The 14,592-nt window shown below is 68.2% G+C and carries 11 protein-coding genes; 5 read left to right on the forward strand and 6 right to left on the reverse strand.

Features of this window, described 5'->3' with window-relative positions:
• Positions 1 to 11 precede the first annotated feature (11 nt).
• Positions 12 to 1,526, forward strand: a complete 1,515-nt coding sequence (locus tag ACX9TP_RS10355; protein WP_482979560.1) for a hypothetical protein — start codon at positions 12 to 14, stop codon at positions 1,524 to 1,526.
• A 6-nt stretch (positions 1,527 to 1,532) separates the two neighbouring features.
• Here the strand turns inward: ACX9TP_RS10355 and ACX9TP_RS10360 are convergent, their stop codons facing one another.
• The 3 genes from ACX9TP_RS10360 to ACX9TP_RS10370 all read right to left on the reverse strand — a co-directional run bounded on the left by ACX9TP_RS10360 (position 1,533) and on the right by ACX9TP_RS10370 (position 4,264).
• Positions 1,533 to 2,447 carry a type VI immunity family protein gene (locus ACX9TP_RS10360; protein ID WP_482979561.1) on the reverse strand — a complete coding sequence of 305 codons (915 nt, stop codon included), beginning with the start codon at positions 2,445 to 2,447 and terminating at the stop codon, positions 1,533 to 1,535.
• Complete coding sequence (locus tag ACX9TP_RS10365; RefSeq protein ID WP_482979562.1) at positions 2,444 to 3,262, reverse strand: hypothetical protein; 819 nt, start codon at positions 3,260 to 3,262, stop codon at positions 2,444 to 2,446. The genes ACX9TP_RS10360 and ACX9TP_RS10365 overlap by 4 nt, the downstream gene beginning before the upstream one ends.
• Positions 3,263 to 3,331: 69 nt before the next feature.
• Positions 3,332 to 4,264 carry a hypothetical protein gene (locus ACX9TP_RS10370; RefSeq protein WP_482979563.1) on the reverse strand — a complete coding sequence of 311 codons (933 nt, stop codon included), beginning with the start codon at positions 4,262 to 4,264 and terminating at the stop codon, positions 3,332 to 3,334.
• A gap of 104 nt (positions 4,265 to 4,368) precedes the next feature.
• Between ACX9TP_RS10370 and ACX9TP_RS10375 the strand changes: the two genes are divergently transcribed.
• The 3 genes from ACX9TP_RS10375 to ACX9TP_RS10385 all read left to right on the forward strand — a co-directional run bounded on the left by ACX9TP_RS10375 (position 4,369) and on the right by ACX9TP_RS10385 (position 11,328).
• Positions 4,369 to 6,147 carry a serine hydrolase domain-containing protein gene (locus tag ACX9TP_RS10375; protein WP_482979564.1) on the forward strand — a complete coding sequence of 593 codons (1,779 nt, stop codon included), beginning with the start codon at positions 4,369 to 4,371 and terminating at the stop codon, positions 6,145 to 6,147.
• Between the two features lie 391 nt (positions 6,148 to 6,538).
• Positions 6,539 to 8,548: a DNRLRE domain-containing protein gene (locus ACX9TP_RS10380; RefSeq protein WP_482979565.1), complete on the forward strand. Its 2,010-nt coding sequence runs from the start codon at positions 6,539 to 6,541 to the stop codon at positions 8,546 to 8,548.
• A gap of 170 nt (positions 8,549 to 8,718) precedes the next feature.
• On the forward strand, positions 8,719 to 11,328 hold the full coding sequence (locus ACX9TP_RS10385) for a hypothetical protein (protein ID WP_482979566.1): 2,610 nt from the start codon (positions 8,719 to 8,721) through the stop codon (positions 11,326 to 11,328).
• A 101-nt stretch (positions 11,329 to 11,429) separates the two neighbouring features.
• Here the strand turns inward: ACX9TP_RS10385 and ACX9TP_RS10390 are convergent, their stop codons facing one another.
• The 3 genes from ACX9TP_RS10390 to ACX9TP_RS10400 are packed head-to-tail and all read right to left on the reverse strand — an operon-like array spanning position 11,430 to position 13,660.
• Positions 11,430 to 12,224 (reverse strand): alpha/beta fold hydrolase, encoded by a 795-nt coding sequence (locus ACX9TP_RS10390; protein WP_482979567.1) that lies wholly within the window; start codon positions 12,222 to 12,224, stop codon positions 11,430 to 11,432.
• 11 nt (positions 12,225 to 12,235) lie between these two features.
• The gene (locus ACX9TP_RS10395) at positions 12,236 to 13,174 is read right to left on the reverse strand and encodes a sigma-70 family RNA polymerase sigma factor (RefSeq protein ID WP_482979568.1); all 939 of its coding nucleotides are present in this window, start codon (positions 13,172 to 13,174) and stop codon (positions 12,236 to 12,238) included.
• A gap of 57 nt (positions 13,175 to 13,231) precedes the next feature.
• Complete coding sequence (locus tag ACX9TP_RS10400; protein ID WP_482979569.1) at positions 13,232 to 13,660, reverse strand: helix-turn-helix domain-containing protein; 429 nt, start codon at positions 13,658 to 13,660, stop codon at positions 13,232 to 13,234.
• A 79-nt stretch (positions 13,661 to 13,739) separates the two neighbouring features.
• On the opposite strand from ACX9TP_RS10400, the gene ACX9TP_RS10405 reads away from it, so the two are divergent.
• Positions 13,740 to 14,591 (forward strand): class I SAM-dependent methyltransferase, encoded by an 852-nt coding sequence (locus tag ACX9TP_RS10405; protein ID WP_482979570.1) that lies wholly within the window; start codon positions 13,740 to 13,742, stop codon positions 14,589 to 14,591.
• Position 14,592 lies beyond the last annotated feature (1 nt).

Consider the following 14,592-nt stretch of genomic DNA (forward strand, 5'->3'; position numbering starts at 1 on the left):
GGATGGACCGTGTGCGCTATTCAGCCGCACCGGAGGCCTTTGAGGAACTCGTGTCAGCCGGGGCAGTTACACTGCTCGACAGTTCAGTGCCGGCCAATGACGACGAGGATGCGATGCAGGGGCTCAGTTCCGACGACACCAGGTTCGTTCAGGTGGACGCGCGACAGGTGCTCCGGGAATCTGTCGGGCGCTCCAACTTCACTCTGGGTGCTGTCACCCAGGGCTTTGTTGAGCTTTGCCGTGCCGACCTGCCTGCCGGTTGCGCCGTCTACTTCCTCTTGAGGAACTCGACGGCGCTCTATGCAATCCGCGCCCTCTCAAAAGCACCGGCCCTCATCGTCCTACACGTCAACGATGACATCGTGGACGACGATGAAAACGTATTCCTGCATCCACTCGGAGTGCATGCAGCCCGCCTACGTACCCTGGAGTCCCTCCTTGCCCCTGCCTCGCTCTCTGCTCTGGTCGAGATGCTGCATGCGGCTTTTTCCGCATCGACCACCGCGTTGGGGGCTGCTCCCTCGCCTGACCTCGTTCCGCTGATAGATCAAGGCAAGCGCGAGCGTTCTGAGGCCGACCCCTGGCTACTCCCGGACTATGCGTCTACGAGCAAGGAGAACCTCTTCGAGCAAGCGACAGCTCGCGTGCTACATCCAATGTTCCAGTGGCATCTCCCGCTTGGAATCGCCTTCTCAGGACGGACCGTCCCAGACGGAGTCGTATTTCAGAGTTCTTTCTCTGCGTCGCAAGGTCATCCGGAGGTCGCGCACTACGATTGCAAGTCGAAGTCGAAGAATTCATACGACCTGGCGCCTGGCGATGGAGACCAACAAGAACGCTATCTCGAAATTCAGAGGCAGTTGGAGAGCGAGCGCGGGTGGAAGGGGCGTGGTGTGCTGATGTTTACGCCTGATGTGGAGCGCAAGGTCATTGACGATAAGACCCAAAAAGACGCCTGGTCGCGAGTCTTGGCCGATAACCGCGAACTCATCTTCATTCCTGCTCGAGTAACACTCCGCTGGTGGGAGCTTCAGCAACTGGAGTCCCCATGGCAGCTAAAGGCATTTGTCTCTCCCTCGCTGATCTGGTCTGCACTGTTCGATGGCTTCCTGCAGGGCGTCACTTCAGCTGTCTCCCGGCGACTACTCCCTGTTCTTCGAAGCACTCCGCGCCTGCTGGACGTGGCAGCGGCGGAATTGATCTGGCTCTCTGGTCTGCACGGGTTCCCCGGCGACGTAGACGCAGTGGCAGAGAGCCTCCAAGCCACGGACCCGGAGAGCCTCATTCAGGAGAAGCTGAGGCTGCCCACCTTGATGACCAGGTACGTCGAGGCCTTGTCGCTGAAGGGCGCGACCCTCGAATCGATTGCCAGCGCGACCGGCCTTCAACCCGCTGGAGTCGAGTACCTGCTGCGCAGCAAGAAACTGACGAGCCGGGTGAGCATGGGTGCGGGTCACTATCTGAGCGAGAGCTACTCGCGCCTCCTCTCCCAGTTGGACAAAGAGGGCAAAGGAGCAGGTGGATAGCCTGTCTTAATCCAGGAATCTGCGAAGCCAGCGGCGCTCGAAAGCCTCATCGATGAGCCACGGCGTTCGCTCCTGGTAGAGGTGAGGTTCGAGCTCCTGGGCGAGCGCGCGGTAGGGAGCCATGTCCTCCTGGGCGGTTGCATCACCCGCCAGTGGCCACTCGCCCAGGCGTAGGAGAAGGCGTTCGTCATTCAGGGTTTGGAGTGAAACGCTGGAGGGGAGTCGCTGACGGAGGGCCTCGGTGCCGCCCAACTGGCCCAGCAGCGGCTGGCCAAGGAAGGTGAGCCAATAGGCCCCACGGGCTCTTGTGCCGATGGAGCGGGCCGTGGGGCGGAGGTTGTAGGCGTCCAGGCCCGGATACCGGAGGCTGAGTTCCTGGATGGCTTGCCTGGCGCCAGCGCGAAGTCCACCAGGAGAGACGAAGGCAGGGCTGACGTAGCCAAAACTCCAGGGCAGTTCTGACGCCAGGGCGAGTGCCAGGTCCCGTACGTGGTCAGGACCGTGCTCCAGCAAGAACTCCGTGGGCAGGGTGAACGCCGCTGCGCTGACGGCTTCCTCGTGGCTCTGCCATGCCGGGGCGTCCAGCCACTTGCCCGTGTACTCGAAGCCATGGGCGCCTACCTCGGTGTGGCTCTCCTGCAGGCGCGCTTCGCTTCCGTTGGGCCAGGGCGTTTCGAGCAGTTCCTTGCGGACGGACTCCCAACCCGCGTCGTCCAGGGGAGCCCACTCACCATCGGGCATGGCGTACCAGGCAAGCGCCTGTGCGGGGACTGCACGACGGTAGGTCTGCACAGCCCGCCACAGGCCCGCGGCCACGTCTCCGTGGGAGCGCCTCATGAAGAAGCAGAAGAGCAGGCCATCACGAAGCACCACCCGACCTCGGGTGTCGTGGATGCGGAATGAGGGAAGCGGCGTGGTCACCGGAAGACTCCCGTCGGAGAGAGGATGACTGCCTTGCAGCCCAGCGCTTCCGTGTAGATGGTCCCTTGGTCAGACCCGGCAAAGGCGCTCTTCTGGCCATACCGTGTCCATTGGGGCTGCTTGCCTTCGAGGCAGGGGAATTTGAAGTCGAAGACACGGCACGCAAGAGGCTGGTTGTCCCTGCCATGGAGGACGATGTCAGGCTTGATTGTTCGCCACAGGCCTTCAGTGCATCCGCTGGCCAGCAGCCGTTTCTCCTCTTTGCGGCTCACGCTCTCCAACAGGTGAGTCTGCCGGTAGAAGCGGTAACGAGGCTCGATGCTGTAGAGGTCACTCCACTCCTCGTCCAGTACCCTGCGGGCGCATTCCAGCGCCACGGCATGCTTCTCACGGCCCAACGCCGCGGCGCGTGTCATGGATTCGAGGCACCCGTCTACCTCCACCTCGACCTCCTCGAAGCATTCGTCATCGTTGGGACGCCGGCCTCCAAACCAGCGGCGATTGACCTCCAGGTCGGCCTGGACGGCGCATTCCACGAGTCGCCGTTCCAGCTCGTCCTGAGGCTCCGTGTCGTGGAGCGCGAGAGCTGCTACGACGGGAGCGCCGCGTGAGGCAGCAGAAGCAACGGAGAGGGCCCGGGATGCAGCTTGTGTCCCAGCAACCTCCGCGCAGGCGGCGGGGTTCCTGGCGCAATGGGTGGAGTAGGTATCCAACTGCAAGTCCCGCCGCGAGGAGGCGCCGGGTTGCGACGGGACCGTGGCGCAGGCCGTCAGCAATGCGCTGGCGAAGAGCAGGAAGCCGCGCTGCGAGAACAAGGGAACACCTGGAGAGAGAAGGGAGCTTTTGAAGCGAGGATGCACCGCTTGCCCGGATACTGGCATGTGTCAGGCGTCGGCAGGGTCCACGCGGGAGAGGAGCTGGACTCCGTCGCACATGGGGCAGAAGGAGGTGAAGCCCTCCAGCTCCGCGTCCGGCGGCATGTCCGGGAAGCGGAACCTTGCCATGACGCTCGGCGGGTCGAAGGCCTCGCTCCAGCCGCACTTGTCACACGGGGCGATGTGCCAGTCCCCGCGCTCCTGGAGGTACCGAGGCGTGACGTGGAGCGGGTGATACAGGCCCGCGCCGCTCAGGAAGCGGAGCTCCTCGCCCTGATGGATGTCCTGGAGCCCATGGGGCGCGTTGAGCAGGCGGGCGACGTAGACCCACGTGTCGCCGGAGTGCTGGCGTTGGAACTCCTCCTGGGAGAGCTGCGTCTGCCCGGGGCGATAGAGCGCCCGCCGCGACGGCCCCCGCTCCGCGCGCAGGACGCGGACCCAGCACAGCTCGGGCCGGCGGCCTGTCCGTCGGGGCTCTCCGTCATGCACCAGCACCTCCAGGTCATTCGGGTGGCTCTCGTGGAAGCGGCCCTGGAGGTGCGGGTCCTCGCGCCAGGGGGAGGCAGGGTCGGGCTGGGGTCCGAAGTGGACGAGCCAGCTGGGTGTGGCCGGCAGGCCTCGCGCGGTGACCTCCTCCGCCGTGAGCGGACGGAGTGGGAAGCCCATCGGCAGGCGCACGGTGACGCCCGGGCGCTCCGCGAGCTCCGTCACGCTCTCACGGTCTCCCTTGGCGGACAGGCCCGCGTCGGGGTCGACGTACACGTATCCGAGGAAGCGCTCCTGGAACTCCCACGGCAGCTGCATCCAGACCCAGCATCCCCAGGGGATGGGACCTGACGGACCGGCCTTCGGGACGGGCGCTGCCGTCTTCGGGGTGTCCAAGGGCTCGGGCGTGCGCGGAGCGGGCGTGCCACGAAGCTTCTTGCGGAGCCAGTCGAACATGCCTCCATTTTGCCACTCCTCTCATGTGGCCGCATGCGGGCCTTCCCGCGGCATCGAGAAGTCGGGCCCATCCCGCGGGGCCGTGGAGTAGCCTCCCGCCGACCATGAGCAACAAACGCAACCCGGTTGCCGGAGCTGGAAGGGGCGTCTGGTTCCTCCTGGGGCTGGTTCCCTGGCTTGTCGGCGCGGCTCCCGTGCCGCCGGAGCCCGCGGAGCAACTGGTGGGAGTCTGGGGCAGCGAGCGCGTCCTCGGGCCACAGGTCCGTGGGGAGTTGACGCTGGTGCGAAGTGAGGGCGCCTGGCGCGCACGCATCGCGGGCTTCGAAGTCCCCGCCCGGATGGACGGCAGGAAGGTCTCCGTTGTCTTCCCGGGAGGCCAGGGCGAGCTCCGGGGGACGCTGGCGGAGGACGGCCGGCGCATCACCGGTCATTGGATTCAGCCGCGCGTCCTGATGAGCGGCATGAAGTTCGCCACGCCGGTGGAGCTGCGCGCGCTCCAGGCGGACGTCTGGCGCGGCGAGGTGGCGCCCCTGGAGGACCGGTTCTCGCTCTACCTCGTGGTCCGGAAGCAGCCGGACGGCTCCGTGAGCGCGTTCATCCGCAACCCGGAACGGAACTTCGGCAACCGGATGCTGTTCCGGGTCGGCCTCCAGGGCGGCGCCGTCCGTCTCACGCCCACGACAGGGAATGTGCAGCTGGAGGGCACGTTCGACGCGCAAGCCGGGCGGCTGTCACTGCGCCTGCCGTCCATGGACACGACGTTCGACTTCACCCGCAGGGAGCGGACCCAGGCCGTGGGACTCCATCCCCGCACACCCGCGCCGGGCCCCTACGTCTACCAACGGCCCATCGCGGAGGAGGACGGCTGGGCGACGGCCTCCCTCGCCGAGGTCGGCATGGACGTCCAGCCCATCCGCCAGCTCGTGCAGCGCATCCTCGACCAGGAGCCCGGCCCGGAGTCCGCGCCCGCCATCCAGGGGCTGCTCGTCGCACGGCACGGGAAGCTGGTGGTGGAGGAGTACTTCCAGGGCTTCGACAAGGAGCGCCCCCATGACCTGCGCTCCGCGGCGAAGTCCTACGCCTCCGTGATGATTGGCATCGCGCTGGACCAGGGCGCACCCTTCACCGTGGACACGCCGGTCCTCTCGCTGTTCCCCGAGTACAAGGGGCGGCTTGCGAACCTGGACGCGCGCAAGCGCAAGCTCACCGTCGCGCACCTGATGACCATGTCGACGGGGCTGGCCTGCGACGACGATGACCCGGCCTCACCTGGAAACGAGGACCGGCTCGAGGACGACGTACCGGACTGGTACAGGTACACGCTGGAGCTGCCGATGGTGCGCGAGCCCGGCGAGAAGGCCGTGTACTGCTCGGCGAACATCAACCTGCTGGGCGGCGTCCTGCGCAACGCCACGCGCATGTGGATTCCGGAGTTCTTCGAGAAGAACCTCGCCACGCCCCTCCAGATGCGCGGCTACCACCTCGACCTGATGCCCACGGGCGAGCAGTACCTGGGCGGTGGCATCTACATGCGCCCGCGCGACGCGCTCAAGCTCGGGCAGCTCTACCTCTCCGGAGGCACGTGGAACGGGCGGCGCGTGGTGAGCCAGCGCTGGGTCGAGCGCTCCACGGCCAACCACGCGACGATGGGGGACGGGCGGACGTATGGCTATACATGGTGGCGCCATGAGCTCCGCGTCGGCGACCGCGTGTACTCGGAATACGAGGCCAGCGGAAACGGGGGCCAGCTGGTGATGGTCGTCCCCGAGCTCGACCTCGTCGTGATGTTCACCGCGGGCAACTACAACCACGTGGCCCTCTGGAGGAAGTTCCGGGAGGAGCTCCTGCCCCGGTTCATCCTCGGCGCTGTCACCTCGAAGTGAGAGGCGGTGCGCCGCGAGGCGGGATGGGGGCGCGGTACCGGCGTCCCCAGAAGACGAAGAGCGCGAGCGCGACGAGCAGGAAGTTGAAGGGGGTATTCGCGGCCTCGCCGCGCTGGACGACCCACAGGCCGGCGGGAAGAGCTTTGGACGGCTTCGCGCTGCCGCAGGAGGTCGTGCGAAGCCGCAGCCGTCGGGCTCCAGGCGGGGCCAGGCGTCTGGTCGCTTCCGTGGGCCTGGAGGATTTCCGGGACTGTGCATGCCCCGTGCGTCCCGACTCCCTGCCACGAACGCTGGTACGGCCTTTGTAATTGCCAGGCACCGGGGGCGCTGAAGCGAGGGCTTCGGGAAATGCGCAACCCAGGTGCAGTAGCAAATGGCAAAGGATTGGGAAATGTCGGGGATGAAGGTGTGGCGGCGGATGCGCACGGGCGCGGGATGGCTGGCGGGGTTGATGCTCTTGACCCACTGCGGTGGAGCGGAGGAGGCGGTGAAGGACGCGCCGCCGCTGGCAGAGGACACGGCGCGGAAGGCGGCGGAGCTGGACTCGTGCGAGGCGGTGGTCCAGGTGGAGGAGCTGGAGGTCGTGGCCACGGAGGACACCTACGTGTCCGCGGCGATTCCGGGCGCGACGTACGGCGGGCTCGACAAGGTCATCGTGGATGGTGACCCGCAGTCGGAGGTCTACCTGAAGTTCAACGTCACCCATGGCCAGCTCCAGGGGGGCACCATCGTCCGGGCGAGGCTCCAGCTGTACGCCGTCGACGGCACCACCGACGGCCCGGAGCTCTACCGCGCGGGCACGGAGTGGAGCGAGGAGACGCTGAGCTGGAACACCCGTCCGGGATGGATTGTGAAGCTGGGGGACGTGGGCGCCATCAACACCAGCACCCGCGCCGAGTACGACCTGACGCAGGTGGTGACGGAACCTGGCACGTACGGCTTCATGCTGAAGCCCGCGAGCGGCGATGGCGCGGACTTCCTCTCCTCGGAGGCCGGCAGGCCGCACCTGATGCCGCAGCTGGCACTCACCGTGGCGAAGAGCGTGTGCTCGCGCCGGGGCACGGGAGGTGACGTCTCGTGGACCTGGATGCGTGGCGGGGAGGGCTACCAGTTGACGGATGGCCGCCTCGCCACCGCCGCTGACGGCAGCTTCGTCAGCCTCGCGAGCTTCAGCACGCGTGGCAACTTCGGTGGGCAGGACTTCACCACTCCCCACAGCTTCGTGCTGGCGAAGTACGGCCCGGATGGAGCGCACCAGTGGTCTCGGGCCTACGTCCCCTTCGCGCCCTACGTGCGCGTCCACGCGATGAACCTCACCCTCACCCCGCTGGGGAACATCCTCGTGGTGGGCAACTACCAGGGCGCGCCCGACTTCGGCGGCGGGCCCCTGCCCGCGGTGGACGATGAGGACAACGTGGGGTTCTTCATGGCCAAGTACTCGCCGAACGGCACCTTCGTGTGGGCCCGGGGCTTCGTCCCGACGGGTCCCGCCACGGCGGAGCTCAGTGCCCTCGGCCACGAAGTCACCAGCGACGCCAATGGCAGCCTCATCGTCGCCGGCACCTTCGTCGGCCAGCTGAACCTGGGCGGAGACACCTTCACGTCCGGAGACAACTACTCCAAGAACGGCATGTTCCTCGCGAAGTTCTCCTGGGAAGGCCACCACCTGTGGTCGCTGGCCGTCCCGGCGGGCAGCAGCGACCCCTGGTATGACAGCGTCGACCCCTCGGACATCCTGACGGACGCGAACGGCCGCATCTTCGTGGGCGGGAGCGCAGGCACGGGCCGCCTGGGTGCCACCGCCAGCTCGACGCCCTTCGTCGCCGCCTACAGCCCGGAGGGCGGGCTGCTCTGGTCCCGCGCCTTCAATGGCGCGACCGGGAACGCAGGCTCTCTCGCGCTCATGCCTGGGGGCGCCATTGCCTTCGGCGGCGGCTTCATCGGTTCCTTCAGCTTCGCGGGGGCCACCATCACCAGCGCCGCGGATGGCAGCGGCCAGCCCTCCGCGGACGCGCTCCTCGGGGTGCTGACGGCCTCGGGCGGCGACACCTGGGTGCGGCGGTATGGCGCGGAGCGGAATGAGGGCTTCCGCCGCATCGGCACCGATGCCTCGGGGAACCTCTCGGTCCTCGCGCAGTCCAACGGTCCGTTCGACCTGGGCGGCGGGCCACTGGGACACCCGACGGAGTCCCGCACCTTCGCGGCCCGCTTCACCTCCACGGGGACGCACGTCTGGTCGCGCATGCTGGACCCCGACCTGCGCGCACTGGGGCTGGGCGCCACGCCGGATGGGGGCACGCTGCTGACGGGCTTCGCCCACGACCCCGTGACGGTCAACGGCCAGGAGTACCTCCCGCCAGGGGGGAGCGACGAGCTGTTCTTCCTGCGCTTCGCGCCGTAGCAGTTCGCGGATGACGTGATGGGGAGGCCGGGTGCCGGTGGGCGCCCGGCCTCTTTCGTTTCCGGCGACGCGGCGCCGATTTTCCTGGGGCGGGAAAAGGGCTCCCACCTCTTCCATTTGAGAGAAGCCCGAGTCACCCCAACCGCCCCCGCTCTACCCCGAGGTCCCCCATGGGAGTCCAGTCCCCGAATGCCCCCTCCAGCTCCGGAGCCCTTGCGGCGCAAGAGGCCGCGCGCCGTGCCGCGGAGGAGGCGGCCCGCCGCGCCGCCGAGGCCGCGGCGCGCCGTGCCGCGGAAGAGGCCGCGAAGAGGGCCGCGGCGGAGGCCGCCCTTCGCCAGGCGGCCTCGAATGCACGTGACGTGTCCCGGTTCGAGCCCGGCTCCGCGCGGCCCCAGGGCCCCGCGCTGGGGGCGGGACAGGCCGCCCCGTCGTCGTCCCTGCTGACGGAGGATACCGGCGACGCCCAGGCCAACTGCCTGGACCAGGCGGCGGACTGGCTGGCCAATACGACGCCGGAGCTGCGCGCGCGGTCGGAGCTGGTCTTCCTGAAGGACACGCGCCCGGGCGCCGAGGGCCAGAGTGGCCACGTGGTGGTCCGCCAGGGGGAGCGCATCCTCGACCCCACCACGAACAAGAGCTACGCCAGCACCCAGGAGTACCTGAAGGCGAACCCGCAGTATCAGTCGGTGGGCACGCTCTCCGGCTCCAGGGCCGCGAAGATTTTCTCCACCGAGCCCGGCTCCCCGGAGCGCCAGAAGGCGCTGAGCGACGCGAAGGTCTCCCCGGAGCTGCAGCAGCTGATGGTGGCGGACCCCGGAGGCACCGGCGACACGAAGAAGAGTCCCAACGCGGAGTCGATGGCCGCCGCGGACAAGGACTACGAGGCGCTGCGCAAGGGCGCCCCCAGCAACTACCACCTCACCGTCACGCAGATGCTCAACGCGCATCCGGACGACAAGGACTACCAGGCCCAGCTCATCAGCCGGATGAAGGAGAGCACGACCGGTGGCGCCGTGCTGAACCAGGTGCTGAAGAGCCTGTACACGGTCAACCCCGAGACCCAGAGCCTCGGCGGCACGGACGAGGCCCGGGCGAAGCTCATCGGCGCGATGAACGCCGCCATCGAGGGGGGCACCCTCACGGAGTCCGACATCAACCAGCTGTCTCGCGGAGACATGCGGGAAATCTGGCAGGCCATCTCTCCGCAGCTGGGCGTGCGCGTCTCCGACGTGAATGGCACCGTCGAGCCGCTGAAGGCCCAGGCGGGCAGGGCCGACAAGACGCTGAACGCCGTCAAGGCGAAGGAGCAGGAGCTGGCGGAGCAGCTCGCCGCCTTCGGCCCCGCGCTCACCGAGGACCAGCGCAAGGCGTACGTGAAGGCCTTCCAGGACGACCCGAAGAACAAGAAGGTCTACGAAGAGCACCGGGCGGAGCTCACCAGGCTGGCGGAGCTGGTGGGCACGGACACCCAGGCGCTCCACGCCGCGGGCCAGAGCTCGCCCGAGGACGCCAAGTCCATCGCCCATTCGATATCGCTGCTCGGCAGCTCCCCGGACCACGCGAAGCAGGCGCTGTCGCTCGCCACCGAGCTCGCCAGGATTGACCCCGGCTCGAAGATTCTCGCCGAGCCCGAGGCGAAGAAGGGCGTGGCCGACGCGGTCAACCAGCTGGCCCTCAAGCTGATGATGGAGTCGGACAGTCCCCAGGCGGGACTCGACGAGCTCTTGAAGCAACTGGAGCCGCTCAAGATTTCCACCGAGCTCTTCAAGGGCCTCAAGGACACCAGGGGCGCTCTCGACGCCCTCAAGAATGGCGACTTCAACTTCGTGAAGAACCTGGCTGACGGCGCCAAGGACCCCGTCAGCCGGGGCATCGCGCGCGCCCTCATCGGCTTCGGCTCACTGGCCGCGTACAACGAGAGCCAGCAGAAGGGGGACGACTACCAGGAGAAGATGCTGAAGGAGCTGGGAGGGGCGTCGAGCGAGTTCAGCAACCTCGTCGCCGAGTCCGCGGCGTCGGCATCCGAGTCCGGCAAGTGGCTGAAGATGAACGTCGACACGCTCGGCGCCGAGAAGGTCGCCAGGTTCGCGGGCCGGCTGGCGCCGGCCGTGGGCGTCGGCGTCAGCATCCTCTCCTATGACCTGCACCGGAAGGCCAACGACGAGAACGGCAACGTCGGCCTGCGGATGGCCATGGCGGGCGACATCATCAGCGGCGCGGGCTCGCTCCTCGAGGTCTTCCCCGCGACGGCGCCCGTGGGCGCGCTCATCAGCGGTGTCGGCACCGTCGTCTCCGCCGCGGGCGAGCTCATCGACTGGTTCCTCAAGCGGGGCGAGGTCAAGGAGGACCAGCGCAAGTACCTGGAGGCTGCTGGCGTCTCCAAGGAGCTCATCAACGCCATGTCCAACGCGGAGGAGCAACACGTGAAGCTCCTCGTCGAGGACATGGGCATCCCGGCGGACCGGCTCCAGTCCGTGCTCACCGCGAGCCCGTGGCTGCTCAACGAAGAGGGGCCGGGGCTGGAGGGCATGGCCGCGCTGATGAAGCACCGCGGCCTCCAGGGCCCCGCGGCGGCGGACTTCCTGGAGAAGATGCAGAAGGCCGGGAGCGCCGAGGACATGAAGCGGGCGATGAACCAGTTCGGCACCGCCGTTCAGCAGTTCGCCGACCCCACCAAGCCCCTGAGCGAGCTCACCCCCGAGACGTGGAAGGCCATCATCAATCTCGCCGTGCAGGACGGGAACGGCAATCCCGCGCTGGGAGTGCTCGGCCAGGGTTGACCGCTCACCAGGCCAGGCCGCGTGCGCGAGCTGAATGCCGCACGCGGCCTGGTGCGCCACGGTGGGGGGCGTCGACGTGGGACGGCGCCCTCTCGCGCCGCTCATCCGTCAAGGAAGTCCTCCAGTGCCCGGGCCAGGGCGCTGGGGTCGACCGCGTGGGTCTGTCCCTCCAGCGTGCGGTGCCGCGCCTCGGGAATGGCCTGTGCCAGGGTCTGGATTGCCTCGCGCATCCAGGGCGGGCTCGCGCCTCCCTCCATGACGAGCGTCGCCGAGCGCACGGCCGGCACCTGCGCGAGCCGCTGCGCACCCCGGGCGGTGATGCGCAGGTCGTAGCCGAGCGTGTGGGCAAGCCGCTCGAGGCCGGCCCACATCGGTGATGTTCGCATCCGTGCGACGGCTGGCTCGGGCACCTGCATCACCTGGGTGAAATAGCGTTCGACGGCCTCCGCGCGACGTCCCTCCGCGGCAGCCGCGTCGAGCTGCGTCGCGAGGGCCTCGAAGGCCTTCGCCCGGCTCGCATCGAGGATGACCGGGGGCTCGTAGAGGGCGAGCTTGGGGATGGCGAGTCCCTTGACGGCGGCGTCGAGGGCGAGGAGGCCGCCGGACGAGTTGCCGAACACGAATGCGGACCCGCCGGCCGCGGTGATGAGCGCCGAGAGGTCCTGCACCTCCCGGTCGATTGCATGGGGGGCCATGTCCCCGCTGTCACCGCGCCCGCGCCGGTCGTAGCTCAGCACGGTGAAGCGATGCGCCAGCAGCGCCGCCAGCGGCGTGCCCGACGTCGGGGCCGTGCGGTCGCAGAACGCGCCTCCGACCAGGATGAGCGCGGGCCCCTTGCCCGTCTTCTCGTATGCGATGGACGTTCCGTCTGCGGACTGGACGCTTTCGAGCTTCATCGTGGCTCCTTTCAGGCAGAACCCGGGCGATAGCCATGGGTGCGGAACGGGACGCCGAGCTCGCGGCAGACTTCCGAGACGACCTCCGGCGCGTGGTAGTAGTTGCGCAGCCGCGCAATCCGGTCGCCGTCCACTTCGACGCGCACGACGGCATGCACTTCCTCCCCCGACCACCAGAGGAAGAGCGACTCGCCCCGGTGGGCACGGAGCTCACACCGCGGCGGGGCCACGAGTTCGAATCCACCCTCGGGGCAGCCGAAGAGCGTCCCCTGGAGCGATGACGCCCGGATGTCCTCGGCTCCGTACTCGACCTTGAACCCCGGATACTCCAGCGTCGCGGTATCGAGGAGGAGCGCGGTGAGACGCTCGAGGTCCCGCGCGTTGAAGGCGTCGCAGAAGGCATCGAGCACGGCTGGCGCCACGGGGGCCTCGCGTTCCGGTTCCGGTGCCGCCAGCCTGGCGCGCCCCCTGTGCAGGGCGGCCTTGATGGCTCCGGTCGTGGTGGAAAGCGCCTCTGCAACCTCCTCCAACGACAGGCCGAAGGCATCCTTGAGCACGACCGCGGCTCGCTCCTGGGGCGAAAGCTGGGCGAGCAGCGTCCCCGCGCCCTCACGCGTCGACCGGAGGTCTGCATGCGTCGCCGGGGCAGGGAGCTCGGGGTCGATGACGGCCGGAAGCTCGCGCGCCTGCCGCCTCTGGTTGAGCCAGAGGTTGGAGGCGACACGAAAGAGCCACGCCCGCGGATTGCGCGGCGGTGTGGCCATGAGGCCGAGACTCACGAACGCCCGGGCCAGCGTGTCCTGTGTCATGTCCTCGGCATCCCAGGGGCTGCGCGTCAGGTGCCGGCAATACCGGTAGAGGTCTGGCCGGAGCGGCTCGTACGTATCGAGGAAGCGGCGCCAGGACGCCTTGACGGCGTCACCCAGCGGGTCAGCGGGTGGAGTGCTCATGGCCAGAAGACACGCGACGGGTGGAAAAGGATACGGGCCAGGACGCCAATGATGGCCTCATTTGCGCGGAGGCCTCCTCCTTCGCTCTCCGATAGCGCCAGACGCGGCGGCCCGCAGGAGTCGGCGGAAGGTGGGGCATTCCAGGTGGCTCGGCGCGGGACACGCGGCGACGTGCCGCAGGCTGTCGCGAATGGCGCCCAGCTGGAGGAGCGTCCTGTCCAGCTCCTCCGCCTTGGCCGCGAGCATCCGCCGGTCGAGGCTCGGCCGCCCGTCTGGCCCGAACATGCGCGCTATCTCCTCGAGCGAGAATCCAGCGGAGCGCCCCATCGCAATCAGGGCCAGCCGTTCCAGCACGCCCGGGTCGAACAGGCGGCGCAGCCCCCGCCTGCCGATGGAGGAGATCAGCCCCTTCTCCTCATAGAACCGCAGCGTCGAGGCCGGAACGCCGGTCCGCCGCGCCACCTCGGTGATGTCCAGGTCTCCCATCCGCTTGACCTCAAGTCGACTTGAACTGGCACAGTGCGGTCTCCACTTCTTGAAGGCAAGTCAGCAGAAGGAGACGCACATGGCTGTCACCCACCAGGGCGATGACGCGCAGACGAAGCTTTGGAACGGCCTCGCCGGACGCGCCTGGGTCGATGCGCAGGACGTGCTCGACCACATGTTCAAGCCGTTCGAGGACCTGCTCGTCGAAGCGGTTTCCGCCGAAGCCGGGGGGAGGGTGCTCGACATCGGCTGCGGCACGGGCAGCACGACGCTCGCCGTCGCGCGGCGGCTCGGAGCGAGGGGCCGCTGCACCGGTATCGACATCTCGGAGCCGATGCTGGCCGCCGCCCGGGCCCGCGCCGAACGGGAGGGCACGCCGGCAAGCTTCATCCGCGCCAACGCACAGGTCCACGCGTTCGAGCCCGCGAGCTTCGACATGCTCATCTCGCGCTTCGGCGTCATGTTCTTCGACGACCCTGTCCGGGCTTTCGAGAACCTGCGGCATGCCGCGAGGCACGACGCCGAGCTCCAGTTCATCTCCTGGCGGAGTCCCGCGGAAAATCCGTTCATGACGACAGCCGAGCGCGCCGCGGCACCATTCCTGCCGGACCTGCCCGCCCGCCGGCCGGACGCGCCAGGACAGTTCGCCTTCGCCGACCGTGGCCGGGTCTCCTCCATCCTGGAGGAGAGCGGCTGGACGCGAATCGACCTCCAGCCGCTCGATGTCGCCTGCTCCCTGCCCGAGAAGGAGTTGGTCCGCTATCTGACCCGGCTCGGTCCCGTCGGCCTGTTCCTTCATGAGGCGGACGACCGGACTCGCGCGCAGGTCATCGGCGCGGTCCGCGCCGCCTTCGAGCCCTACGTACACGGAGAGGAAGTCCGCTTCACCGCTGCCTGCTGGAGGGTCAGCGCTCGAGCACCGTCCAGGTGAT

This window comes from Pyxidicoccus sp. M15 (assembly GCF_056858435.1).